21 protein-coding genes and 1 tRNA gene are annotated in these 25,278 nt (G+C 65.9%); 12 read left to right on the top strand and 10 right to left on the bottom strand.

Features of this window, described 5'->3' with window-relative positions:
• Window positions 1-10: 10 nt before the first annotated feature.
• From FG93_RS12400 to FG93_RS12385, 4 genes are all read right to left on the bottom strand, one after another.
• Entirely contained in the window at window positions 11-619 is a 609-nt protein-coding gene (locus tag FG93_RS12400) for a malonic semialdehyde reductase (protein WP_043234838.1), read from the bottom strand.
• A gap of 98 nt (window positions 620-717) precedes the next feature.
• The gene (locus FG93_RS12395; protein WP_052513686.1) at window positions 718-1,698 is read right to left on the bottom strand and encodes a LysR substrate-binding domain-containing protein; all 981 of its coding nucleotides are present in this window, start codon (window positions 1,696-1,698) and stop codon (window positions 718-720) included.
• A gap of 267 nt (window positions 1,699-1,965) precedes the next feature.
• Window positions 1,966-2,041 (bottom strand) — tRNA-Ala (locus FG93_RS12390).
• 169 nt (window positions 2,042-2,210) lie between these two features.
• Window positions 2,211-2,609: a TIGR02300 family protein gene (locus FG93_RS12385; protein ID WP_043234837.1), complete on the bottom strand. Its 399-nt coding sequence runs from the start codon at window positions 2,607-2,609 to the stop codon at window positions 2,211-2,213.
• A gap of 166 nt (window positions 2,610-2,775) precedes the next feature.
• Between FG93_RS12385 and aroA the strand changes: the two genes are divergently transcribed.
• The 3 genes from aroA (at window position 2,776) to FG93_RS12370 (ending at window position 5,671) form a co-directional block, all read left to right on the top strand.
• Window positions 2,776-4,116: a 3-phosphoshikimate 1-carboxyvinyltransferase gene (aroA, locus tag FG93_RS12380; protein ID WP_043234835.1), complete on the top strand. Its 1,341-nt coding sequence runs from the start codon at window positions 2,776-2,778 to the stop codon at window positions 4,114-4,116.
• A 23-nt stretch (window positions 4,117-4,139) separates the two neighbouring features.
• The gene (cmk, locus tag FG93_RS12375) at window positions 4,140-4,766 is read left to right on the top strand and encodes a (d)CMP kinase (protein WP_043235069.1); all 627 of its coding nucleotides are present in this window, start codon (window positions 4,140-4,142) and stop codon (window positions 4,764-4,766) included.
• 77 nt (window positions 4,767-4,843) lie between these two features.
• Window positions 4,844-5,671 carry a DUF1194 domain-containing protein gene (locus FG93_RS12370; RefSeq protein WP_043235067.1) on the top strand — a complete coding sequence of 276 codons (828 nt, stop codon included), beginning with the start codon at window positions 4,844-4,846 and terminating at the stop codon, window positions 5,669-5,671.
• Between the two features lie 7 nt (window positions 5,672-5,678).
• On the opposite strand, the gene hrpB is transcribed toward FG93_RS12370, so the two are convergent.
• The 3 genes from hrpB to FG93_RS12355 all read right to left on the bottom strand — a co-directional run bounded on the left by hrpB (window position 5,679) and on the right by FG93_RS12355 (window position 9,594).
• Window positions 5,679-8,186, bottom strand: a complete 2,508-nt coding sequence (gene hrpB, locus FG93_RS12365) for an ATP-dependent helicase HrpB (protein WP_043234834.1) — start codon at window positions 8,184-8,186, stop codon at window positions 5,679-5,681.
• Window positions 8,187-8,233: 47 nt separating this feature from the next.
• Window positions 8,234-9,022 (bottom strand): class II glutamine amidotransferase, encoded by a 789-nt coding sequence (locus FG93_RS12360; protein WP_043234833.1) that lies wholly within the window; start codon window positions 9,020-9,022, stop codon window positions 8,234-8,236.
• Window positions 9,023-9,114: 92 nt separating this feature from the next.
• Window positions 9,115-9,594 carry a hypothetical protein gene (locus FG93_RS12355; RefSeq protein ID WP_043234831.1) on the bottom strand — a complete coding sequence of 160 codons (480 nt, stop codon included), beginning with the start codon at window positions 9,592-9,594 and terminating at the stop codon, window positions 9,115-9,117.
• 154 nt (window positions 9,595-9,748) lie between these two features.
• Between FG93_RS12355 and FG93_RS12350 the strand changes: the two genes are divergently transcribed.
• The gene (locus FG93_RS12350; protein ID WP_043234830.1) at window positions 9,749-11,167 is read left to right on the top strand and encodes a sodium:proton antiporter; all 1,419 of its coding nucleotides are present in this window, start codon (window positions 9,749-9,751) and stop codon (window positions 11,165-11,167) included.
• 192 nt (window positions 11,168-11,359) lie between these two features.
• Here the strand turns inward: FG93_RS12350 and FG93_RS12345 are convergent, their stop codons facing one another.
• From FG93_RS12345 to FG93_RS12335, 3 genes are all read right to left on the bottom strand, one after another.
• Window positions 11,360-12,370: a DUF4105 domain-containing protein gene (locus FG93_RS12345; RefSeq protein ID WP_043234827.1), complete on the bottom strand. Its 1,011-nt coding sequence runs from the start codon at window positions 12,368-12,370 to the stop codon at window positions 11,360-11,362.
• A 36-nt stretch (window positions 12,371-12,406) separates the two neighbouring features.
• Window positions 12,407-14,017 carry a phosphoenolpyruvate carboxykinase gene (locus FG93_RS12340; protein WP_152579412.1) on the bottom strand — a complete coding sequence of 537 codons (1,611 nt, stop codon included), beginning with the start codon at window positions 14,015-14,017 and terminating at the stop codon, window positions 12,407-12,409.
• Between the two features lie 193 nt (window positions 14,018-14,210).
• On the bottom strand, window positions 14,211-14,990 hold the full coding sequence (locus FG93_RS12335; RefSeq protein WP_043235066.1) for a HugZ family protein: 780 nt from the start codon (window positions 14,988-14,990) through the stop codon (window positions 14,211-14,213).
• Between the two features lie 202 nt (window positions 14,991-15,192).
• Here FG93_RS12335 and FG93_RS12330 point away from each other — a divergent pair, with 202 nt between their 5' ends.
• The 8 genes from FG93_RS12330 (at window position 15,193) to tsaE (ending at window position 25,268) form a co-directional block, all read left to right on the top strand.
• Complete coding sequence (locus FG93_RS12330; protein WP_043234825.1) at window positions 15,193-15,894, top strand: response regulator transcription factor; 702 nt, start codon at window positions 15,193-15,195, stop codon at window positions 15,892-15,894.
• Window positions 15,895-15,966: 72 nt separating this feature from the next.
• Window positions 15,967-17,763 carry a stimulus-sensing domain-containing protein gene (locus tag FG93_RS12325; protein ID WP_043234823.1) on the top strand — a complete coding sequence of 599 codons (1,797 nt, stop codon included), beginning with the start codon at window positions 15,967-15,969 and terminating at the stop codon, window positions 17,761-17,763.
• 9 nt (window positions 17,764-17,772) lie between these two features.
• Complete coding sequence (locus tag FG93_RS12320; RefSeq protein WP_043234822.1) at window positions 17,773-18,240, top strand: hypothetical protein; 468 nt, start codon at window positions 17,773-17,775, stop codon at window positions 18,238-18,240.
• Between the two features lie 110 nt (window positions 18,241-18,350).
• Window positions 18,351-18,752: a PTS sugar transporter subunit IIA gene (locus FG93_RS12315; protein WP_043234821.1), complete on the top strand. Its 402-nt coding sequence runs from the start codon at window positions 18,351-18,353 to the stop codon at window positions 18,750-18,752.
• A 1-nt stretch (window position 18,753) separates the two neighbouring features.
• A complete protein-coding gene (locus FG93_RS12310; protein WP_052513684.1) occupies window positions 18,754-19,104 on the top strand; it encodes an HPr family phosphocarrier protein in 351 nt (116 codons plus the stop codon).
• Between the two features lie 348 nt (window positions 19,105-19,452).
• Window positions 19,453-20,853: an adenosylhomocysteinase gene (gene ahcY, locus FG93_RS12305; RefSeq protein WP_043234820.1), complete on the top strand. Its 1,401-nt coding sequence runs from the start codon at window positions 19,453-19,455 to the stop codon at window positions 20,851-20,853.
• A gap of 477 nt (window positions 20,854-21,330) precedes the next feature.
• Window positions 21,331-23,718, top strand: coding sequence for a PAS domain-containing sensor histidine kinase (locus FG93_RS12300; protein ID WP_244448593.1), 2,388 nt, complete (start codon window positions 21,331-21,333; stop codon window positions 23,716-23,718).
• Window positions 23,715-25,268 carry a tRNA (adenosine(37)-N6)-threonylcarbamoyltransferase complex ATPase subunit type 1 TsaE gene (gene tsaE, locus FG93_RS12295; protein WP_052513683.1) on the top strand — a complete coding sequence of 518 codons (1,554 nt, stop codon included), beginning with the start codon at window positions 23,715-23,717 and terminating at the stop codon, window positions 25,266-25,268. Before FG93_RS12300 ends, tsaE begins: the two co-directional genes overlap by 4 nt.
• The last annotated feature ends 10 nt before the right edge of the window (window positions 25,269-25,278 follow it).

Below are 25,278 nucleotides of genomic sequence, written 5' to 3'. Positions count from 1 at the left end.
CGCTCCGCGGTCAGAGAATCTGGCAGATATCGTCGAAATCGAAACGCGCGGCGCGGGTTCTGACGCTCGTGGGGTCGCCATGACCGATATTGATCAGGAAATTGGACCTGACCTGACCGCCTGGAAAGAATTCGGCATCCACGACATCATGCAGGACCCCAGACATCGGGCCGCAATCGAGACCGAGCGCACGGGCCGCCATCAGCAGGTAAGCGCCCTGCAGGGTCGCGTTGCGGAAGGCTGCCCGGGTGGCAAGGTCGGGGTCCGCGAGATAACCGGCGCGCTTGTCGACCGCATGCGGCGCCAGGCGCTCGAGATGATCGAAGAAGCGGCCGTCGATGCCGAGGATCGCGGTCACCGGTGCAGCCATGGTCTTGTCGACATTGCCGGGTTTCAGCCCGGGCCGCAGCCGCTCCTTGGCATTCTGTGAGACGACGAAGACGATGCGCTGCGGACTGATGTTGCTGCTCGTCGGCGGCATTCGCGCGAGTTCGTAGAGCTCGCGCAGCTGCGCGTCGCACACCGGCTTCGGCAGCCAGCCGTAATAAGTGCGCGCCTCGCGGAAGAGAAGGTCGAGGCAATGCTCGGATACGCGCTGTCTTGAAGTCTGCTGAAGCATGATCGGCGAACCTGCGGATGTGACGCCGGAACGCTATCCGCAGGATGACCGTCGCGTCTTCGTCTGCAGGTTCACAAGAGCTATAAGCGCCGGGAATATCAGCTGCCGGTGAGCGCATCCGGCGAGGCGCCATCCTCGTCGAGCAGGCCCGTCGCCCGCAATTCGCGCAGATGGTCGCGCAGCGCCGCCAGCAAAGCCCCGACGCTCGGCGACCGTCGGCGATGGCGCAAGGTGATGATCCCGGCCGGCCGGCTGCCAGAGACCATTGGAACGGGCAAGACTCTGACAGCGCCGCGGCCGAGATCGCCGGCGAGCATCAGCCGCGGAAGGATGGTGACGTAGTCGTTCGACAGGACGAGCTCGCGGATGAAGGAGATCGAGGTCGAGCGCAGCGGAGCGGCCAGCATTTCCAACCCGGAATAGGCGATCACCGCATCGATCTCCTGGCCGAGGCGCTGCTCCAGGGAAGGCAGCACGAGGCCGAACTTCCCGAGCTCCGCCCCCGCGCTGCCGGGGCGCCCGAGCAGGGGATGGCCGGCCCGTGCCAGGACCGAGATCGGCTCGTGATAGATCGTCTCGCGGTGGACATCGTGGGACGTCTCGAGCTCATAGAGCCGCCCGACGATCAGATCGAGCTTGCCGCTCTCCAGCTGCGGCATCAGTTCCGCCGTGCGCCCCTGCACCAGCCTGATGTTCAACTCGGGATTGGACGCGCGCAGCCGGCCAAGCGTCGGCGGCAGCACGCTCGTCGCCGCAGTCGGCAGGGCGCCGATGACCAGGGTGCCGGCCTGTCCCTGCTCGATCAACCCGATATCGTCGGTGAGCCGCTCGACCAGCGACAGCATGGCCCGGCCGCGCTCCACGACGGCGCGGCCGAAGGGATTGATCATCACGCCGCGCGCCATCCGGTCGAAGATGGGATGGCCGATGATCTGCTCGACATCCTGCACAGCCTTCGACACGGCAGGTTGGGTGATGCTGAGCTTGTGGGCGGCGGCCAGGAAGCTGCCCTGCTCGGCCACGGCGATGACGATCTCGATCTGCCGCAGCTTCAGGCGCGCATTGATCTGCGATCGCATGGCCTGCCTCTCCCCATTGCAGGCAAGCCCTTTGCCCTACTGCGGGGGCAATGACAAATTGAGGGAATCAGCGGTCTCACCGACGCAGCATCACCGAATCGCTGGCCGGTCGAAAACGCCGGCATGATCGGGCTGCTGCGACGATGTTTCTCATGGAAAGATCTGTTCGCCGGTTCTCAGCAAGCCTGAGGGCTGGGCGTGGCAACGGCGACCAGGCCCGCGGCTGTCGACCGGCGCTCTCAATGATGTGGTCCTAGTCGGAAAATTTGGTGGAGCCAGGCGGAATCGAACCGCCGACCTCTTGAATGCCATTCAAGCGCTCTCCCAACTGAGCTATGGCCCCACGCTGGCCGATTGATTTGGGGGTCAACCGGCAAATTCCCGGACACCGCAGGAGTGGCTTCAACCTCGAAGCCCGGCGATGTCCGCGTCGTCACTGTCGCGACGGAGGGCTCTATAGGCGGGCTCGGCCGAAGACACAAGCACCTATATCGCAGAAATATTTTTTGTCCTCAGACGTCTTCGTCGCCCTCGATGTCGCCGTCGATCAGGTCGGAGACATTGTCGTCGTCTTCCTCATCCTCTTCCAGGAAGGTGTCGTCTTCCTCGGCAGCGACGTCGTCCTCGACCTCGATGTCGTCCTCGCTGGTGACGACCGTGTCCTTCTCGCTCGTCTCGGCATCGGCCTCATCGAGAGAGACAAGCTCGACCGCGCCGTCAGCGGCCTCGGTCTCGTCCTCGTCATCCGCTTCCTTGGCGACAACCGCCGCCGCTTTGGCCTGCGGCTCGAACATCGAACGCGGGAAAGCCTGCCCCGTATAGGGCGAGACGATCGGGTCCTTGTTCAGGTCGTAAAATTTGCGTCCCGTGGTCGGGCAAACGCGCTTGGTACCAAGTTCCGGTTTCGCCACTGCGTCGGACCTTCATTCATTCATGTTCTGAAAAGCAGGCGCGTCCGTTAGTCGTGCCGGCCGGCCCTGTCAAATGTTGATTTCATTCCCGTCTCGCGCGTGGCGCGCGACGGGTGGTCATGCTAGGCAGCCAGCGTCCAAGATCAAGCAGCCAGAGACGATCGACGTGGCCCACGCGCAGCATCCAACTCCCGTCACCGCCCGGGCCTCCGGCCCGCTCTCCGGCCGCGTCAGGGTCCCCGGCGACAAGTCGATCTCGCATCGCGCGATGATCTTCGGCTTGCTTGCCATCGGCGAGACCAGGGTCACCGGCCTGCTCGAGGGCGAGGACGTGCTGCGGACAGCCGACGCGGCCCGCGCGCTGGGCGCGATCGTGCATCATGACGGACCCGGCGCCTGGCGCGTCCAGGGCGTCGGCGTCGGCGGGTTGAGGGAGCCGGCCGGTCTGCTGGATTTCGGCAATGCCGGCACCGGCTCGCGCCTGATGATGGGCGTCTGCGGCGCGCACCCGATCACGACCACCTTCGATGGCGACGCCTCGCTCCGGAAGCGGCCGATGCGGCGCATCCTCGATCCGCTCGAACTGATGGGCGCCACCATCCTGTCGCAGGAAGAGGGCGGGCGCGTGCCGTTGACGATTCGCGGGCCGAAGGAGGCGCTGCCGATCACCTATCGCACACCGGTCGCCTCGGCACAGATCAAGTCAGCCGTGCTGCTCGCCGGCCTCGCCGCCCCGGGCGAGACCACGGTGATCGAGACCGAAGCGACGCGCGACCATACCGAGAAGATGCTGGCGCATTTCGGCGCCGAGGTGCGGGTGACATCTGAAGGCGCCCATGGCCGGCGTATCGTGCTGAAGGGCCAGCCCGACTTGCAGGCAGCACCGATCGTGGTGCCTGCCGATCCCTCCTCCGCCGCCTTCCCGCTGGTCGCGGCGCTGATCGTGCCGGGCTCCGATATCCTGATCGAGAGCGTGATGACCAATCCGCTCCGCAGCGGGCTGCTGACCACGCTTCGCGAAATGGGCGCCGACATCACGGTCGAGAGCGAGGCCAATGAAGGCGGCGAGACGGTCGCGACGCTGCGCGTCCGCGCCGGCGCGCTCAAGGGCGTCGAGGTGCCGCCGGAGCGCGCGCCATCGATGATCGACGAGTACCCGGTCCTCGCGGTCGCCGCGTCCTTTGCCACCGGGACGACCCGGATGCGCGGACTTCAGGAGTTGCGCGTCAAGGAATCGGACCGGCTCGCCGCCGTCGAGGCCGGATTGAAGACGGCAGGCGTGACGTGCCGGATCGAAGGCGACGACCTCGTGGTAGAAGGCGGAAATGGCAAGGTCGCGGGGGGCGGCACGGCCGCAACCCATCTCGACCACCGCATCGCGATGAGCTTCCTCGTCATGGGGCTGGCGACGCAGAACCCGATGCAGGTCGATGACGGAGCGATGATCGCGACCAGCTTCCCGACCTTCATCAGCCTGATGAACGGATTGGGCGCAGAGATCGCATGAGCCCTGCCGCGATGCGCAAGCGCCTGGTCATCGCCGTGGACGGTCCTGCCGCCTCGGGCAAGGGTACGCTGGCGCGACGGCTCGCGGCCCATTACGGACTGCCCTATCTCGATACCGGCCTGCTCTACCGCATGGTGGCCCGCGCGATGCGGGACGCGGGCAAGGATATCCATGATGCCGAGGCTGCCACGGTGATCGTCTCGACATTCGATGAAAAGGCCTTCGCCGAGGACAGCCTGCGTGGCCGCGAGATCGGCGAGGCTGCATCGGTCGTTGCGGCGATGCCGGCGGTCCGCAAGGGGCTGATCGACCGTCAGCGCCGCTTCGCCGGGCAGCCGGGCGGGGCCGTTCTCGACGGGCGCGATATCGGCACGGTGATCTGCCCCGAGGCTCCAGCCAAGCTCTTCGTCACCGCGACGCCCGAGGTGCGGGCGGCCCGGCGCCACAAGGAACTGGCCGGGCGCGGCGAGCTTGCCACCTTCGACGGCATCCTGGCCGATATCAGGCGGCGCGATGCCCGCGATTCCGGCCGCAGCGATGCTCCGCTGAAGGCAGCGGAGGATGCGGATATCCTCGACACCTCGGCGCTGACGGTCGAGGAGGCGGTCGCGGCCGCGATCGCCATCGTGGATGCCCGCCGCGCGGGCTGATCCTGCCGATAAATCATCCTTGGCGTGAGCCGAAACGAGGCGCACACTCCCGCCGCTCCCTGATGACGGAGGTGGCGATGCGGCGCGTGCTGTTCGGTCTCTTGGGTCTCACGGCGGCCGGTTTCTGGACGGTCACGGCGCCGAATGCGCAGCCGGCGGCAGCCCCACCCGACGAGGTCGATGTCGCCCTCGTGCTGGCGGTCGATGTGTCCTACTCCATGGATCTCGACGAGCTCGCGCTGCAGCGCAGCGGCTATATCGAGGCCTTTCGCTCGAAGCAGTTGCACGAGGCCATCGCCAAGGGCGCGATCGGCAAGATCGCCGTGACCTATTTCGAATGGGCCGGCGGCAACTTCCAGCATATCGTCAAGCCCTGGACGGTGATCGACACGCCGCAATCGGCCATCGCCTTTGCCGAGGAGCTGGGCGAGGCCCAGACACGGCGCGGTCGGCGGACCTCGATCTCGGGCGCGATCGATCTCGGAATGGCGCTGCTCGAGCAGGCCAATGTCACCGCGATGCGCCGTGTGATCGACATCTCGGGCGACGGCGCCAACAATGACGGGCGGCCCGTCACCGCAGCGCGCGACGATGCCCGCGACAAGGGCATCAGCATCAACGGCCTGCCGGTGATGCTGAAGCAGGCGAGCTATTTCGATATCGACAATCTCGACGTCTATTACGAGGATTGTGTGGTCACCGGCGTTGGCGCCTTCGTGATCCCGATCCGCGAGCGTCACCAGTTCGTTGATGCGACCCGCACCAAGCTGGTGCGCGAGATTGCCGAAGCTCCTGCTCCCGAAGCCCCTGCTCCCGAGGCTACCATCCGGAAGGCGCAGTCCAAGGAGTCGCGTGTGTCCTGCCTCTCGGGTGAGAGACAGTGGCGCGACCGGATGGGGAACTGAGGGGAACTCAGGTGCCGCGCGGCTTCGCCCGCGTCGTCGGCAGCGCAGCGGCCGGATCGTCCGGCCAGAGATGGCGGGGATAGCGGCCCTTCATGTCGGCCTTCACCGCAGCCCATGAGCCGCGCCAGAAGCCCGGGAGGTCGCGCGTGACCTGGATCGGCCGATGCGCCGGCGACAGCAGCTCCAGGACGAGCGGCACCCGGCCAGCCGCGAGCGAGGGGTGCTGGCTAAGCCCGTAGAGCTCCTGCACACGCACCGAGATGGTCGGCCCTGCCTCGGCCGCGTAGTCGACCGCGAGATGGGAGCCGGTCGGTGCGGCGAAATGCGTCGGGGCCTCGGCATCGAGCCGGCGCTTCAGATCCCAGGGCAGCAGGCTTGCCAGCGCCGCGTCGAGGTCGGCCGGCTCGATCGCCGCGAGCGAGGCTCGACCCTCGATATGGGGCGCCAGCCAGAGTTCCGGCTCGGCCGCGAGCCCGGCATCGGACAGATCGGGCCAGGGATTATCGCCGGCAGTGCCTGCCGCGGCCTGCCGCAGGAAGGCGGCGCGCTCGCGCAACTGCTGCTGCGCCTTTGTCCATGGCAGCAACCCCACACCCAGCGTCGCGACGCCCGCGGCCAGGATCGCAGCGTTCTCCGGCGTCCCCTCGACCGGAAGCGGGCGCTCCGACAGGCTGATCGCGCCATAGCGCCTGAGCGCGCGGGCGCGCAGGGCGCGGGCATTGCGATCGAAGATCGTTTCCGTCCGTTCCTCCAGGCCGAAGGGCGCGAGGCCATCTGCGGCCTGCCGCATGACCTCGTCTTCGCCGATCGCAGCACCGCCGAGGATTCGGGCCTGCTGCGCCGCGCCCGTCATGTCCGCAACGACGATCCAGGGCTCGCGGGCGAGGCGCTGCGTCGGTTCCAGCGCGGCACCGCGGCCATTGGCCAGGAGATACTGGCCCGAGCCCGGTGCGCGGAGCCTGGCGATTCGATCGGGATAGGCGAGCGCGAGCAGGAAGCCGGTGGAGCCCGGCGCGTCGCGCCCAGGCGGGCTCGCCTTCTCCGCCAACCGGGCCCAGCCCTCCGCGAGGCGGCGCATATCGGCGGCGCGACCGCCGCGCTCCCGCCCGAATTGCTCGGCCCGCTCGGCGAGATCCGGCGCGTCCCCACCCAGGCCCCGTTCGACAAGAAGCGCCGCCAGTTCCGCCGCTGCCCTGGCCTGATCGAAGCGCGCGGCAACGACGACCATGCGGGCAAGGCGCGGCGGCAACGGCAAGGCCTGCAAGGCCCGGCCATCGGCGGTGATGCGCCCATCGGCGGCGAGTGCACCAAGATTGAGCAGCAGTGCCCGCGCCTCCTTCAAGGCAGGCGCCGGCGGCTGGTCGAGAAAGGTGAGCGATGTCGGATCGGCTACGCCCCAGGCCGCGCAATCAAGCAGCAGGGGCGCGAGATCCGCAGAGAGGATTTCGGGCCGGGCGAAGGCTTCCAGCGCACCGGTGCCGGCCTCCTCCCAGAGGCGGTAGCACATTCCCGGTTCGGTGCGACCGGCGCGGCCGCGGCGCTGGTCAGCGGCAGCGCGGCTGACCCGGCGGGTCTCGAGCCGGGTCACGCCGATATCCGGCTCATAGACGGGGACGCGTGCAAGGCCCGAATCGACCACCACACGCACCCCCTCGATGGTGAGCGAGGTCTCGGCGATCGAGGTCGCCAGCACGATCTTGCGACGTCCGGCCGGCGCCGGCAGCACGGCGCGATCCTGCTCGGCCTGATCGAGCGCGCCATAGAGCGGCGCGATCTCAACCGCGGGGTCGCGCAGGCGTTCGCGCAGCCGCTCCTCGACCCGCCTGATCTCACCCTGTCCCGGCAGGAAGACGAGGAGCGAACCCGGTTGCTCGTTCAGGGCCTGCTGCACGGCCTCGGTCACCTGGTCCTCGATCCGCTTCAGCGGATCCCGGCCGCGATAGCGCGTCTCGACCGGATAGGCCCGGCCCTGCGATTCGATGACCGGCGCGGCGCCGAGCAGCTTTGCGACCCGCGCCCCGTCAAGCGTGGCCGACATCACCAGGATGCGCAGGTCCTCGCGCAGTCCGCCTTGCGCGTCGAGCGCCAGCGCGAGACCGAAATCGGCATCGAGCGAGCGTTCGTGGAATTCGTCGAAGAGCACGGCAGCGATGCCATCGAGCGCCGGGTCGTCGAGGATCATCCGGGCAAAGACGCCCTCGGTGACGACCTCGATCCGCGTGTTCGGCCCGATCTTCGATCCGAGCCGGACACGCAGGCCAACCGTGTCGCCAACGCGCTCCCCCAGCGTCTGCGCCATGCGGCCGGCAGCGCCCCGTGCCGCGAGCCGGCGCGGCTCGAGGACGATCAGCTTGCCGCCGGCCGCCCAGGGCTCGTCGAGCAGAGCGAGCGGGACGCGCGTGGTCTTGCCGGCGCCGGGAGGAGCGACCAGCACCGCATTCGGGCCGGCACGCAGCGCCGCGGCGAGATCGCCCAGGACGGCATCGATCGGAAGCGGGGTATCGAAATCGCGCATGGCGCGATGTGACGCAGCCGGCGCACGGACGCAAGCGATGGTGGGACTCAGGCGGCCTGCCGAAGGCCCACCTCGAACGGGCTGACCGTGATTGCGCCGGATGTCACCGACACCATCGAGTTGCATCCGAGCGCCTGCCAGCAGTCGCGCGCGGCATCGACCGGCTCGGACGCGACGACGATGCTGTCACTGCGGTTGCAGATGTAGAGCGTCGGCGGACGCGTATCCGAAGACCAGCGAAAGGCGTGGATCGTCTCGCCATCGGCTAGCGCGGCGGCGCAGCGCAAGGGCTCGCGAATGCCGGCTGCCTGCATCAGGGCCAGCGCCTCGCCCAAGGTCCAGGCCAACGCTTCGCCGGGCGAGCAGCCATCCGCCATGCGGGCGAGCGCCAGCAGGAAGATCGCTTCCGAATCCGTCGTGCCGACACGGGCGGCGTAGAGCGAATCGGGAATCAGGCTCTCGAGCTTGCGGCGGATCAGGGCGTAGCCGCCGATCTGGCCGTTATGCATGAAGAGATGCCGGCCATGGACGAAGGGATGGCAATTGGCCCGCGTCGTCGCCGTCCCTGTCGCGGCGCGCACATGCGCGAAGAAGAGATGCGAGCGCACCTGACGGGCGATCGAGAGCAGGTTCTCGTCGGACCAGGCCGGCCTGACCTCGCGATACTGCCCGGGCTCCGGCTTCTCGCCATACCAGCCGACGCCAAAGCCGTCGCCATTCGTGCCGGTCTTGGTCTCCTCGGCATGGAGCGACTGGTGAATCAGCGAATGGCAGGGCGAGGCGACGAAATCCTCAAGAAAAACCGGAACGCCGGAATAGGCGAGGAAACGGCACATGGTCGGTCCCGAATCAGGCTGCGGGCGGGACGCCGCATCGAGGAGATTATTCCACTAAAATGAACCCTGACATAACAAATCTTCCCCGAACTCTACTCGCCACAGAAGAAATCCAGCTTCGCTTCCTTACGACTCTTGCCGACCTTCACCTCGATCTCGAGCGGCGCGCAGGTGGCGCTGTCGAGCAGGAAAGCCTTGTGGATGCGCCCCTCCTCGCCGAAGAGGAACCCGCCATAGACGCGCCTGAGCAGGATCTTCTCGCCGGTCTTCGCCTTCTGCCTGACGGTGAGCGAGGCGAGATCGCGGGCGATCTTGTCCGAGGATTTGGTGTTCTTCGCGCCGGTGAAGGCAAGCGTCACCAGCAGCGCATCGGCCGGCTCGCCGACATCGCCCTCGCCGATCACCGTGTTGCGGAGCACCTTCTTCGTTCCGACCAGATTCTCCGAGAGCCTGCCGGTGCGCTCGAGGAAGAGCTGGGCCTTGATCTCCTCGACCGCGACCTGGGCGAAGGCCGAAGCTGAAGACGCCGCCAAAAGGCCGAGTCCGAACAGTGTCGAGAAAGCCGGTTGCATCGTCGAAGCCCCATCTGAATCGCGCCCTATCGGCAGGATTGCGCAGCTACGCCATTTCGCCGTGAGGTTGCTAGCCCTCCGATCAGCCTTTACGCGACAACACAACCGGGCGATGACGGAAACCGCTCGATATCGGGATTGGGGAGAGCGGTCCTTGAAGACAGTGATTTCGCTTGCGGGCGCGGCCTTGGCGCTGTGCCTTGTTCCCAGCATCGCGTTCGCGGCAGGCGATATCGGCGGCGCGACGCTCGGTGCGGCCTGGGCTCTCCCCTTTGCCGGCATGCTGCTCTCGATCGCCCTCGGGCCGATCCTGTTTCCGCATTTCTGGGAGCTCAATTACGGCAAGTTCGCAGCCTTCTGGGCGGCGCTCGTGCTGGTGCCGCTAGTCCTCTTCCGCGGCTTTGATCCGGCGCTCGGATCGCTGCTTCACACGGCGCTGCTCGAATACATCCCCTTCATCATCCTGCTCTTCGCGCTCTTCACCATTGCCGGCGGCATCCTGATCACCGGAAATCTTCAAGGCACGCCAGCAACCAATACGGCTCTGCTGGCAATCGGGACCGCGATGGCGAGCGTGGTCGGCACGACCGGCGCCTCGATCATCATGATCCGGCCGCTGCTACGCGCCAACGACAACCGCCACCACAATGTGCATGTCGTCGTGTTCTTCATCTTCCTGGTCTCGAATATCGGCGGCTCCCTGACGCCGCTCGGAGATCCACCGCTGTTTCTCGGCTTCCTGCGCGGCGTCAGCTTCTTCTGGACGACCCAGCACCTTCTGCTGGAAACCAGCTTCGCGGTCGCCGTGCTGCTGGCCCTGTTCTTCGCGCTCGACAGCTACTTCGTCAGCAAGGAAAAAGGCATCCCCGCGCTCAGGGATCCGACGCCGGACCGCGCCATCAAGCTCTTCGGCAAGATCAATATCGCGCTGCTCGGCGGCGTCATCCTCGCCATCCTGATGTCGGCGAACTGGAAGCCCGGCACCGTCTTCGACTTCCATGGCGTTCGTGTCGAACTGCAGGATGTGGTGCGCGACGCGATCCTGCTCGGCCTTGCCGGGCTCTCGCTCGCGCTGACGCCGAAGCCCGTGCGCGCCGGCAACGAATTCAGCTGGGGGCCGATCAAGGAGGTCGCCAAGCTCTTTGCCGGCATCTTCGTCTGCATCATTCCGGTTCTGGCGATGCTGCAGGCCGGCAAGGACGGGGCGTTCGCACCGCTCGTCGCGATGGTGACGCATGCGGACGGAACGCCGAACAACGCCGCCTATTTCTGGCTGACCGGCATCCTCTCGTCTTTCCTCGACAATGCCCCGACCTATCTGGTCTTCTTCGAGCTCGCCGGTGGCAACGCAAAAGCCCTGATGACGACCGGCGCGTTGACTCTGACGGCGATCTCGGCCGGCGCCGTCTTCATGGGAGCCAACAGCTATATCGGCAACGCGCCGAACTTCATGGTCTACGCCATCGCCAAGGATCGGAAGGTCAATATGCCGAGCTTCTTCGGCTACATGATGTGGTCCGGTGCGATCCTGATCCCGCTCTTCCTGCTTCAGACGGTGATCTTCTTCAGGTAGCCGCCTTGACCGTCAGCCCGGCCCGTGCCGCGCAATCCGCCGCCCCTGCGCGTGCCGGCGGACGAGCCCAGATCGTCGAACCGGAAATCGTATCCGGGCCGATGATCCAACTCTTTGTGTTTGCATCGGCTTTGCCCCGAAAACCGCAATCCATTTTTTGGGGCGATGCTTTAGTCACGAGATTGCGAGGGGTTACGGCCGGCCCGTCGGCACGCCCTCGCGAATCCTCTGCGAGAATTCGGGATCGTCGAGGGAAAGCATGCGCGCCCGCTCGCTGATGCGCCCGCGTCGAATCAGCTCGTCCAGCGGCATGTCGGAGCGGATCGCACCGATGCGGGCGAGGTAGCCCGGCAGGTAGCCCGAGAGCAGCACGCGCGGATCGAGCGGCAGCGAGAAGGCCCAGCCCGGCGCAACCGAGCCGACGAGATGGTAGACCACCGTCGTGCAATTGGTCATCAGCGTGTTGTACCAGCGCGGCTTCTTCGCCAGCCGGTTGACGTCGGCGACATAGGCGAGCAGCACATCGCGGGCACGGTCCGATGTGGCGGCAAGCCGGAACAGCCTCACATCCTCGCCGCGCGCATGGGTGCGCAGGCCAACGATGTCGCGCTCGTCGGCGGCGACATAGGCCATCTCATAGGTCCGGAAGAAGCCGGCGAGCGACGACCATTCCTCGCCCTTCTCGCGCCGGACCTCGATCGAAAAGGTCAGCGGCAGAGAATCCGAAAAGGTGAAGCTGACGAGCAGGTGCGCGATCGCCTCGCCGGACCAGTAGGACAGGAAGAGATCGGCGCCCTCGATCTTCGAGAGGTCGAAGCTGCGCGTTTCCCAGTGCTGATCGTAGTCGGTTTCGGTGCGCCAGCGGAAATGACGCAGATTGGTGACGGTGATGCGATCACCTTCGCCCGCGACCTCCGGCAGGTGGGCGAGTTCGGGTATCCAGTCGCGATCATGGGATGGCAGCATGCTGTTCCACCAGCCGAGCAGACCGAGGAACAGGACTGCGAAGCCCAGCGGCAGCCGCAGCGCGCCGGTCCAGATGCCGATCAGCCCGGCCAGCGCGGCGAAGCCGAAGCCGATGGCGCCCATGATGGCCAGCGCACCATTCAGGCGGAACAGCAGGAGACCGCCCCCCCAAAGACCCGCCCCGACGATGACGAAGGTAGTGAGAAGCTTCAGCAGAATCAAAGAGAGGCGGCTCATCGCCGCCTCTCGTAACACATCAAACCGATTCGGGTGTCACGCCGCGAGCGAACTGGTCGGCGCCGCCGCTTTCACGGCATCATCGACATGGCTCTCGAAGCGCTTGAAGTTCTCGCGGAACATGCCGACGAGCTTCTTGGCGGTCTCGGCGAACTCGGCCTTATCCTGCCAGGTCTTGACGGGATAGAGGATGTGCGGCTCGACGCCCGGCACCGAGGTCGGTACCGCGAAGCCGAAATAGGGATCGCGGCGGAAATCGGCACGGTTGAGCGAGCCATCCAGCGCCGCCGACAGCAGGCGGCGGGTAACGCGGATCGGCATGCGCCGGCCGGTGCCGTACTTGCCGCCGGTCCAGCCAGTGTTCACCAACCAGCAATCGACATGGTGCTTGGCGATGAAGTCGCGCAGCAGATTGGCGTATTCGGACGGGTGACGCGGCAGGAAGGGCGAGCCGAAGCAGGTCGAGAACTCCGGCTCGACGCCGACGAGTCCGCGCTCCGTGCCGGCAACCTTGGCGGTGTAGCCGGAGAGGAAATGGTACATCGCCTCGGCCGGGGTCAGCTTGGCGATCGGCGGCATCACGCCAAATGCGTCCGCCGTCAGCATCACGATGTTCTTGGGCGTGCCGGCCCGACCGGTACGCGACGCATTCGGGATGAAATCGAGCGGATAGGCCGAGCGGGTGTTCTCGGTCTTGCTCTGGTCGTCGAAATCCACGACGCGGCTGATCGGGTCGAGTACGACGTTCTCGAGCACGGTGCCAAAACGCTGCGAAGCGGCATAGATCTGCGGCTCGGCCTCGGCCGAGAGCTTGATCGTCTTGGCGTAGCAGCCACCCTCGAAATTGAAGATACCCTCCTTCGACCAGCCATGCTCGTCATCGCCGATGAGCGTGCGGTCAGGGTCTGCCGACAGCGTGGTCTTGCCGGTGCCGGAGAGGCCGAAGAAGATCGCCGGCTCGTCATTGCGGCCGACATTCGCTGAGCAATGCATCGGCACGACACCCTTGGTCGGCAGGATGTAGTTCAGATAGGTGAAGACCGACTTCTTCATCTCGCCGGCATAGGCCGAGCCGCCGATCAGCACGATCTTGCGGGTGAAGTCGATGGCGACGACGGTCTCGCTGCGGCAGCCATGGCGCTTGGGATCGGCCTTGAAGCTCGGGAGATCGACAATCGTCATCTCCGGCACATAGGCCGGAATCTCTTCCGGAGCCGGGCGGATCAGCAGGTTGCGGATGAAGAGCGAGTGCCAGGCGAACTCGGTGAAGACCCGGGCCTTGACGCGATGCACCGGGTCGGCCCCGCCATAGAGATCCTGGGCGAAGAGTTCCTTGCCTTCGGCGTGGCTGATGAAATCAGCGAGCAGGGTCTCGAACTGGGCCGGCGTGATCGCGCCGTTGTTCTCCCACCAGACGGTGCCTTCCGTCAGCGCGTCCTTGACGACGAACTTGTCCTTCGGAGACCGGCCGGTGTGGCTGCCGGTATCGGCGCAGAGCGCACCACCATGGGCGATCTCGGACTCGCCGCGCCGCAGCGACTCCTCGTAAAGGCGCGCCGCTTCGAAGTTCCAGCGCACCGCCTTGAGCTTGCGGAAGCCGAATGTGTCGGCGCCGCAGGCGGTGTTGAAGTGACCGATGGTCTCCACAGGCATTCTCCCGAACGGCGCCCTTCGACGCCTTGTTTCGACATGGCGGACTGTGCTTCCGCCACCGTGGGCGAGATCAAGTGCGGCGCTCTTTAAGCGCATGGCGACGCCGGCTCAAGTCACCGACGAAACTTGGGCAGGCACAAGTTCCCTTAAATCGATTAAATGGACCAAGGCTCCCCGCGCAGCGTCATCAGGCCGCAGCACGGGCCTTTTGGGCCAGGGCCACCAGGGCGGCACGCAGCGCACCCGGGCTGGTGACGCGCTCGGGAAAGACAAGGCGCGCCGCCGCCTCGCCGCAAACGAGATCGAGCCCTTCGGGATCGAGACCGGTCGCCCGCCAGCGCCCCTCCGCTTCGCCCAGCAGCCGCGTCGCATAGAGTGCGAGCGCTTCGGCATGGTCTTCGTTCATATGCGCGACGGCGCCCTCCTCGGCCTCGATCAGCGCATCGCACCCCGTCAGGTCGAGCAGGACGTCACCGGTCGCGATCTCGGCAGCACGGGCAAACCCGCCATTCGGATGGAACCCCGAGACCTCGAGCCGGAACAGCGAAAAATCCGGGAAATCGATGTAGAGCTTTGACTTGGGATGGCGCGCCAGGAACCGGCGCCGCGCGCGCGGATCGTCGGTACGCAATGCGCGTCCGGCCACGCTGACGCGCTTCGAATTGGCCATGGGGTCGCCCTTGCCGAGCGCAAAGCACAGGATCGAGCAGCGCGGATCGGCATCGAGATTGCGCGTGTGCAATGCGAGCTTCGAGAGCAGAAGGAGCGGCGTACCATCGACATCGGTCGCGACATTCACGAGAGTCGACAACGGAAATCCGCTTGCCGGGTCGAGGGTCGCCAGCGGGGCCGTGCGGGCAATGCGCAGCAGCTCGCGCGCCATCGCGACCGCATCGAAGGAATCCGGTGCCGTGCCGCCGAGCTCGACGCCGCGCGGCGTGATCGCCTGTCCCTGAACCTCAGACATCGCACGCTCCTCACACTCGAAAATCGGCCCTGGCGAGCTGCGCAAGGCGAAGCCGACGATAGCCGCTTCGGACCCCTTCGGCATAACAATGCGTTAGGCTGTAGCGAAACCGTCACGGCACCGCTAGATTGCAGCCACGGTTTGGCCGCTCTCTCGCGAGAGTGGACCCGTCATTGCAACGCGGCCAAGAGACGTAAAGCCCATGCCAACCATTGCGCTGGTCGACGACGACCGCAACATCCTGACCTCGGTCTCCATCGCGCTCGAGGCCGAGGGATACCGGATCATGACCTATACGGACGGGGCATCGGCGCTCGATGGGCTGAAGCAGAACCCGCCGGATCTGGCGATCTTCGACATCAAGATGCCACGCATGGACGGGATGGAGCTGCTTCGGCGGCTCAGGCAGAAATCCGACCTGCCGGTGATCTTCCTGACGTCGAAGGACGAGGAGATCGACGAGCTCTTTGGCCTGAAGATGGGCGCGGACGAATTCATCCGGAAGCCGTTCTCGCAGCGGCTGCTGGTCGAGCGCGTCAAGGCGATCCTGCGCCGCGCAGGCGCCAAGGATGTCAGCGCGCCGGCACGGCCGGAAGACGCCAAGGCCCTGGAGCGCGGCCAGTTGCGCATGGACCCGGAGCGTCATACCTGCACCTGGAAGGGCGAGCCGGTCACGCTGACCGTCACCGAATTCCTGATCCTGCAGTCGCTGGCGCAGCGTCCTGGCGTGGTGAAAAGCCGCAACGCCCTGATGGACGCCGCCTATGACGACGAGGTCTATGTCGACGACCGCACCATCGACAGCCATATCAAGCGGCTGCGCAAGAAGTTCAATCAGGTCGACGCGGAGTTCGACATGATCGAGACGCTGTACGGTGTCGGCTATCGCTTCAAGGAGATGTGAGAATCGCGATCGATGCCTTGACCTGCTCCGAGGGACACTTAACCGCCTTCGTGGAATTGGAACGCATCACGCATGGCGACGATTGAACAGGACAGACCCCGCGCCGAAGGCGGCCGCAGCCGTCCGGCGCTGCGGCGGCGCGTAGCGCTTGCGGGACGGCATACCTGGCGCGCCATCTCGTCGCGCGCTGCCTCCAGCCTGACGCGCCGCATCGTCGTCCTCAATCTCGCCGGGCTCGTGGCACTGCTGCTCGGCTTTCTCTACCTCAATCAGTTCCGCGAAGGATTGATCGAGTCCCGGGTGCAAAGCCTTCTGACGCAGGGCGAGATCATTGCCGCCTCGATTGCGGCCTCCGCGACGGTCGAGACCGACACGATCAGCATCGACGCCGATAAGCTGCTGCAGCTGCAAGCGGGGGAAAGCGCCGGCATTGCCGATGATCCGCTCGATTTCTCGATCAATCCCGAGAAAGTGGCGCCGCTGCTCAGACGCCTGGTGACGCCGACGAAGACCCGTGCCCGCGTCTATGACAAGGACGGGATGCTGACGCTCGACTCGCGCAACCTCTATTCGCGCGGCGACGTGCTCCGGCTCGACTTGCCGCGGCTCGGCGAACAGGACGAGCCGCCCTTGCTCGAGCGCACCTGGAACATGCTGCGCAACCGGCTCGGGCGTGCCGACGTGCCGGCCTATGACGATTTCGCCAATGCCAATGGCAAGTCCTATCCGGAGGTGGCCCGCGCCTTGAGCGGCGTTCCAGCCAGCGTCGTGCGCGTCAATACCCGCGGGCAGACCATCGTCTCCGTCGCCGTCCCGGTCCAGCGCTTCCGGGCCGTGCGCGGAGCACTACTGCTCTCGACGCAAGGCGGCGACATCGACGGCATCATCGCCGGCGAGCGCTACGCCATCATCCAGGTCTTTGCCGTCGCCGCGGGCGTGATGATCGTGCTGTCGGTGCTGCTGGCCGGCACGATCGCCGAGCCGATCCGCAAGCTCGCCGACGCTGCTCAGCGCGTGCGCAAGGGCGTGAAGTCGCGCGAGGAAATTCCCGATTTCACCAATCGCCATGACGAGATCGGACATCTGTCGGGCTCGCTGCGCGACATGACAAAGGCGCTCTACAACCGCATCGAGGCGATCGAGAGCTTCGCCGCCGATGTCGCCCATGAACTCAAGAACCCGCTGACGTCTCTCCGCAGCGCCGTGGAAACGCTGCCGCGCGTGAAGAACGACGATTCCCGCGGCCGTCTGCTCGCCGTGATCCAGCATGATGTCCGGCGCCTCGACCGCCTGATCTCGGATATTTCGGACGCATCGCGGCTCGACGCGGAACTGGCACGCAACGATGCCGCCCCCGTCGACATGGCCCAGGTCCTGGAGGCCGTGGTCGGCTTGCAGAACCAGACGCGCCGGGACGGTCAGCCCGGAATCGAGCTTTCGGTCGAGCGGCGCGAGCAGCGCCCCGGCGGGCGTCAGGACTTCCTGGTGATGGGCCACGATTCCCGACTCGGCCAGGTCATGGTCAATCTCATCGACAACGCTCGTTCCTTCTCGCAGCCCGACAAGCCTGTGCGCGTCATACTGTCGCGCGTTGGCCCCGACGTCCTGATCAGCGTCGAGGATGACGGGCCGGGTATCCCGCCCCACGCCATCGAGCGCATCTTCGAGCGCTTCTATACCGATCGTCCGGACGAGGGCTTTGGGCAGAATTCCGGGCTCGGCCTCTCGATCTCGCGCCAGATCGTCGAAGCTCATCGCGGAAGCATTCGCGCCGAGAACCGGCTCGACCGTTCGACCGGTGCGGAAGACCCGCCACGGCTCGGTGCCCGCTTCGTCGTGCGGCTGCCCGTCGTTCAGCACATCGCCTGAGTTGCCCGCATGGACAAAGCCAACCAGACCGCAGCCAGCGAGCGCGTGCATGCCAGCACGATCGCGATTGGCGAGGCAGGAATCATCATCCGTGGTCCATCGGGCGCCGGAAAGTCGGTTCTGGCGCTGGCCCTCATCGCCCTCGCCAGGCAAGATGGCCTGTTCGCGCGCCTGGTCGCCGACGACCGGACCGAGATCAAGGCGATTGGCGACAGGCTGGTCGGCCACCCGGTCTCGCCGCTGGAGGGACTGGTCGAACGACGCGGTCTCGGCCTCACGCCTGAGCCCTCCTTGCCCGGCGTGGTGATCCGGCTGATTGTCGATTGCAGCGGCGAAGAGCCGGAACGCATGCCTGAGCCGGAAGCACTGGTGGAACGTCTCGCCGGCATCGATCTGCCGCGGCTCATCGTGAAGGGTCGTGCCGGCGACGAGCGGCTCGTTCTCACCGCCCTGCGCCTGTTCATGGGAGACACGTGAGCCTTGTTTTCGACAAGATTCAATCCAGCTGTCTTGCCTAACCGGCGCGCCTGCCGCATAAACCGCGACCTTGTCCGGGCGCCTGCAAGCGCTCTCCGGTGCGATAGTGAATGATCGGACTCGTCCTTGTGACGCATGGGCATCTGGCGACCGAGTTCCGCTCAGCGCTCGAACATGTCGTCGGCCCCCAGCAAAACCTCGCCACCATCGCCATCGCCCCCGATGACGACATGGAGGCCCGTCGACGCGACATCATCGCGGCGGTCGAAGCCGTCGAGAACGGCAAGGGCGTGATCGTTCTCACCGACATGTTCGGTGGCACGCCCTCGAATCTGGCCATCTCGGTGATGGAACCCGGTCGGATCGACGTCGTGGCCGGGATCAACCTGCCGATGCTGATCAAGCTCGCCAGCGTGCGCGAGGAGAAGACCCTCGACGAGGCGGTCACCAGCGCGCAGGATGCCGGCCGAAAATACATCACCGTCGCCAGCCGGGTTCTGGCGGGAAAATAGGATGAGCGGCCAGGTGAACAGCAGCCCAGTGAGCAGCAGCGAAGACGATTGCGATTGCCCTGAGACGGCGATCCCGAACGGCGCGCTTTATTGCGAACTGCCGATCGTCAACAAGAAGGGCCTGCACGCCCGCGCCACAGCGAAATTCGTGCAGTGTGCCTCGAATTTCGATGCGGACATTACCGTGACCCGCTGCGGCGAGACCGTCGGTGCAACCTCGATCATGGGCATCCTGACGCTTGGTGCCGGCATCGGCTCGACCATCACCGTCGTCGCCAAAGGCCATGACGCCCAGGAGGCGCTGAAGGCACTCGAAGCGCTGGTCGCCGACAAGTTTGGCGAAGGCGAATAGGCTCAAGCGCCGTCCAACGATCGGGCACGGCGAACTGCGCGCTCGGGCAGTTATGCTTCGCCTCGCAGGCGCCGACCGGTTCCAGTGCAGCTTATCAGGGTCAGATTTCGCTGCGCGCCAGGAGATGCGCCGGTGGTAAACCGGGCGCCCCCCATCCCTTCCCGGACTGCGCATGGCAAACACGCGGGCAGCGCCCCGGATGCGCACCTGACGGGAGGTGTCCAGGCATTCCGGCGCATGCTCGCCCACGGCGCATATAAAGACATCTTTATATCTTTGATTGCCATCTGACGCCGTCGCTGCTAGAGAGCCGCGCGTCATTCAAGATCAAGCCATTGGAGCAGCCCCGTGTCGAAGCACGACTACATCGTCAAGGACATCAGCCTCGCGGATTACGGCCGCAAGGAAATCAACATGGCCCAGGACGAAATGCCGGGCCTGATGGCGATCCGCGCCGAGCACAAGGGCAAGGCCCCGCTCAAGGGCGCCCGCATCGCCGGCTGCCTGCACATGACCATTCAGACCGCCGTGCTGATCGAGACGCTGAAGGAACTCGGCGCCGACGTACGCTGGTCGTCCTGCAACATCTTCTCGACCCAGGATCACGCCGCCGCCGCGATCGCCGCGACGGGCACCCCGGTCTTCGCCATCAAGGGCGAGACGCTGGAGGAGTATTGGGAATACGTCCTGCGCACCGCGACCTGGGGTGACGGCGGCACGCCGAACATGATCCTCGACGATGGCGGCGACCTGACCATGCTGATCATCCTCGGTGCCGAGGCCGAGGCCGGCAAGGCCGAGTTCCTGGACAAGCCGGGCAACGAGGAAGAGACGATCTTCTTCAAGCTGATCAAGCGGGAGCTCAAGGCCAATCCGGGCTGGTTCACCAAGACCCGCGCCGCGATCAAGGGCGTCTCCGAAGAGACCACCACCGGCGTGCACCGCCTCTACGAGCTGGCCAAGGCCGGCCGCATGCCCTTCCCCGCGATCAACGTCAACGACTCCGTCACCAAGTCGAAATTCGACAATCTCTATGGCTGCCGTGAATCGCTGGTCGACGCCATCCGCCGCGGCACCGACGTGATGATGTCGGGCAAGGTCGCGGTCGTCGCCGGCTATGGCGACGTCGGCAAGGGCTCGTCCGCCTCGCTGCGCCAGGCCGGTTGCCGCGTGCTCGTCACCGAGATCGATCCGATCTGCGCGCTGCAGGCGGCGATGGAAGGCTATGAGGTCGTGACCATGGAAGATGCTGCGCCCCGCGCCGACATCTTCGTGACCGCCACCGGCAATCTCGACGTCATCACCGTCGAGCACATGCGCGCCATGAAGCACCGCGCCATTGTCTGCAATATCGGCCATTTCGACTCGGAGATTCAGGTCGCCGGCCTGAAGAACTTCAAGTGGGACAACGTCAAGCCGCAGGTCGACGAGGTCGAGTTCCCGGACGGCAAGCGCATCATCCTGCTCTCGGAAGGTCGCCTGGTGAATCTCGGCAACGCCACGGGCCACCCGTCCTTCGTGATGTCCTGCTCGTTCTCGAATCAGACGCTGGCCCAGGTCGAGCTCTGGAACCACCACGCCAAGTACGAGAACAAGGTCTACACGCTGCCGAAGCATCTCGACGAGAAGGTCGCGGCGCTCCACCTCGCCAAGGTCGGCGCCAAGCTGACCGTGCTCAACGAGGCGCAGGCGAAGTATCTTGGCCTGGCGCCGACCGGGCCGTTCAAGCCCGAGCTCTACCGCTACTGACACGCCAACAGGCGCAAAATTGAAGAAGCCCGGCGTTCGCGCCGGGCTTTTTTGTATCTGGCCGGTCCTCAACTTCCATAAGAAGACACCACTAATAGACAGTCTTCCACGGCTAGGCTCAATTTGTTGATTTCTTGACCTGGAGCGGCACTCGGTCGCGATTTTCCACGCATTTACCGGCCATTAAGCACTTCCTGCCGGACTCCACCGGTGATTAGAGTGGAGCTGATTCGGGCCCCGCTGCGTTCGCGCGAGGTCGAGCAAGCTCAAACGGGTTGGTTTGGTGGTGTGCGTGCGTCCGGTCCGGGCTGCGGCGCTTCGACCGGCTTTCCACCCTGGCGCTTCAACGCCAGGGTCGGGTTCAGACCAAGTGACGGAAGCAGAATGAGACGAGCGGGGCAAAAGAGACGGAGCGGAGATGCGGGGCGCCACAGCGTACTGCTCCCAGGCCTCGCCGTCGGCAGCATCCCGCTTCCGGTGATCGCACAGACCGAGATCATGGCGCCGCTGCCAACAGGCGCGCTTGGTGCAGGCAGCCTCTCGGTCGTCCTGGCCGGGCTTGTGGTCTTTGCGGCAACAACCTCGATCATCTATGTGCGCGAGCGGGGACGCTGGCAGCGCCGCGAAGGAGAGCTCGCGAGCGAGCTCGAGGCGGCCCGCAGCCACCAGGAACGCCTGGCCGCGCTGCTCGCCTCGGACGCTCAGGTCGTGGTGAGCTGGAACGGAAAGAACGCCGAGCCGATCTTCGAGGGCGACAGCGGCTTTCTCGGCGCGCCCGGCGCTGCGCTTGCCCTTGCCTATGGCAGCTGGGCCCCTCCGGCCGAAGCCAAGCGCCTGGAACTCGCCACCGACGCATTGAAGGAGCGCGGCGAAGCCTTCGGCTTCACGCTCAGGAGCCGCTCCGGCCCCTTCATCGATGTCGAAGGCCGCCCTGTCGCAGGGCGCGCGGTGATCCGTTTCCGCGAGGTCAGCGGCGAGCGGGCCCGGGTCATGGCGCTGCAAAGCGAGCTTGAGCACGTCACGGCCGATCATGCCGCGCTCTCGACCTTGCTCGCCGGCCTGCCGCAACCGGTCTGGACGCGCCATGCCGATGGACGCCTGAGCTGGGCCAACACCGCCTATGCCCGCGCGGTCGAAGCTGCGGGCGGCAGCGAGGCGGTGACGGGCGGCCTCGAGCTGCTCGACCGCAATGAACGGGAAAACGCAGCCAAAGCGCGCAGCGAAGGGCGCCCGTTCGCAACGCGCGCTCCGGCTGTGGTGGCCGGCCAGCGGCATACGCTCGACATCCTGGAAATGCCGACACCGGCGGGCTTTGCCGGCATCGCGACCGACATGAGCGAGCTTGAGGCCGTTCGTGCCGACCTGCAGCGCCAGATGGATGCGCATGTGCGCACGCTCGACCGGCTGAAGACGGCAGTTGCCGTGTTCGACGCGTCACAGCGGCTGGTCTACAGCAATTCCGGGTTCGAGACGCTCTGGTCGCTCGACTCCGCCTTCCTCGAGGGCAAACCGAGCGACAGCGAAATCCTCGACCGGCTGAGGGCAGAGCGCCGCCTGCCTGAACTCGGCGACTATCGCAGCTGGAAGGCCGCGGTGCAGGCCACCTATACAAGCCCGCGGGCCAACGAGGACTGGTGGTATCTGCCGGACGGCCGGACGATCCATGTCGTCTCGAGCCCCAACCCGCAAGGCGGCGTCACCTATCTCTTCGACGACGTGACCGAACGCTTCACACTCGAATCGCGCTTCAACGCATTGTCGCGCACGCAACGAGAAACGCTCGACTCGCTGCGCGAGGGCGTCGCGGTGTTCGGTTCGGACGGGCGGCTCAAGCTCTCCAACCCCGCTTTCGCCCAGGCCTGGAAGATCCATGGCGATCTGGCCGGAGCCACGCCGCATATCGACGAGGTGGTCCGGCTCTGCCGGCCGCTCTATCCGCATGACGATGTCTGGACGGAGCTGCAGAGCGTCATCACCGGCGTGCGCGACGCGCGTGAGGACTATGGCTGCCGGATGGAGCGTCGTGACGGCACCGTGCTCGATTGCGCCGCCGCGCCGCTGCCGGACGGAGCGACGCTGATCACCTTCGCGGACGTCACCGCCAGCGTGAATGTCGAACGTGCCCTGACCGAGAAGAACGAGGCTTTGGAGAAGGTCTCGCGGCTGCGCGAGGATTTCGTCCACCACGTCTCCTATGAGCTGCGCTCGCCGCTGACCAACATCATCGGCTTCGCGCAATTGCTCGGCGCCGAGACGATCGGTGCGCTCAACGAGAAGCAACGCGACTATACCGGCCATATCGTGCGCTCCTCCGGCGCACTTCTCGCGATCATCAATGATATTCTCGACCTCGCCTCGATCGACAATGGCGCCTTGGCGCTCGAATTCCAGGAAGTCGATGTCGCCGAGACCATTGCCCAGGCGACGGCCGGGCTGCACGATCGGCTGATCGACAGCAAACTGACACTCAAGGTCGATATCGCGCCGCAGACCGGCCCCTTGCGTGCCGATGGCCGCAGGTTGCGGCAGGTGCTGTTCAACCTGATCTCGAATGCGATTGGCTTCTCCGCTCCCGGCCAGACCATCACGGTCACGGCCGGGCGCAGCGGCGGCGATGTCCGCATCACCGTCGTCGACGAAGGCCGCGGCATCCCGGCCGAGGTCAAGGACAAGGTGTTTGACCGCTTCGAGAGCCATTCCCTCGGCTCCAAGCATCGCGGCGTCGGGCTTGGCCTCTCCATCGTGCGTTCGATCGTCGAGCTGCATGGTGGCCGTGTCGAGCTCGATTCCGCGCCTGGGCAGGGCACGCGCGTCACCGCAGTGTTTCCCTCGGAAGGCATGCCGCTCTCGGATGCCGCTGAATGACAGAGGAGACCGTGAAGACGGGCGGGCATCGGCTGACGCTGGCCGGTGAAGGCGCCACGGTGCGGCTCGGCCGCGATCTCGCCGCCATCCTCAAGCCGGGCGATATCGTGGCCATCTCCGGCCATCTCGGCGCCGGCAAGTCGCTGCTGGCGCGCGCCATCCTGCGCGAGCTTGCCGACAACCCGGAACTGGAAGCTCCGAGCCCGACCTTTACCCTGGTGCAGAGCTACGACACGCTGCGCGGCAGCGTGATCCATGCCGATCTCTACCGGGTACGATCGCCCGACGAGCTCGATGATATCGGGCTGATCGAGGATCTCGACCGCATCATCACGTTGGTCGAATGGCCGGACCGGGCCGGTACGCGTCTGCCCGCAGGCCGGCGGCTCGACATCGTGCTGGATGTCGACCCTAAGGCACCCGAGACCGGGCGGATCGCCAGCCTCGCGGGCGGCGTGCTTTGGCGCTCGCGCCTTGCCATCGCGATCGCGGCGCGGCGACTGATCGACTCTGCCGGATGGGGTGAAGCCAAGCGCGACTTCATGCTCGGCGACGCCTCGACCCGCGCCTATGAGCGGCTGACCCGTCCGGACGGGCAAACCGCCATCCTGATGATCTCGCCGCCGCGTCCGGACGGCCCTGCGATCCGCCTCGGCAAGTCTTACAGCGCCATCGCGCATCTGGCGGAATCGGTCGATGCCTTCGTCGGTATGGATCGTGGCCTGCGCTCGCTGAATTATTCGGCTCCCGACATCTTTGCACAGGATCTCGAAACCGGCCTCCTGCTGATCGAGGACCTCGGCGATGAAGGCGTGCTCGACGAGAACGGACCGATTCCCGAACGCTACGAAGCAGCCGCACGGCTGCTGGCCGACATGCATCGCCACACCCTGCCGGCGATCCTGCCAGTCGCCGACGGGCGCGACTACATCGTGCCGGACTATGATCGAGGCGCGCTCTCGATCGAGACCGAACTCGTGCTCGAATGGTACGCCCCGCATATTGCCGGGGTGACCTTGCCCGCGGTGACGCATGCCGAATTCAACCGCATCTGGGGCAAGCTGTTCGACGAGATCCTCGCCGCACCATCGACCTGGACGCTCCGCGACTTCCACTCCCCGAACCTGATCTGGCTGCCGAAACGTGAGGGACACGCCAGGCTCGGGCTGATCGATTTCCAGGACGTCGTGCTAGGCCACCCCGCCTATGATCTGGTCTCGCTGGGACAGGACGCGCGTGTCGATGTGCCGGCGGCGCTCGAACTCAAGCTGCTCGCCGCCTATGGCTCGGCGCGGCGGGCGGCGGATGAAAGCTTCGACCTCGCCGGCTTCGCTCGCGCCTATGCGATCCTGGGCGCGCAGCGCAACACCAAGATCGCCGGCATCTTCGCGCGCCTCGACAAGCGCGACGGCAAACCTGCCTATCTCAAGCATCTGCCGCGAATCGAAGCCTACTTGCGCCGCAACCTCGAGCACCCGGCACTGGAAGAGCTGAAGGCCTGGTATCAGGCCCATCTGCCGAAGCTGTTCGAGACGCCTGAGAGCCCCTGAGAGGTCGCCC

Source organism: Allobosea sp. LC85 (genome assembly GCF_000735605.1).
In the GTDB taxonomy this organism is placed as follows: Bacteria; Pseudomonadota; Alphaproteobacteria; order Rhizobiales; family Beijerinckiaceae; genus Allobosea.
This window is presented reverse-complemented; position numbering and strand designations above follow the sequence as displayed.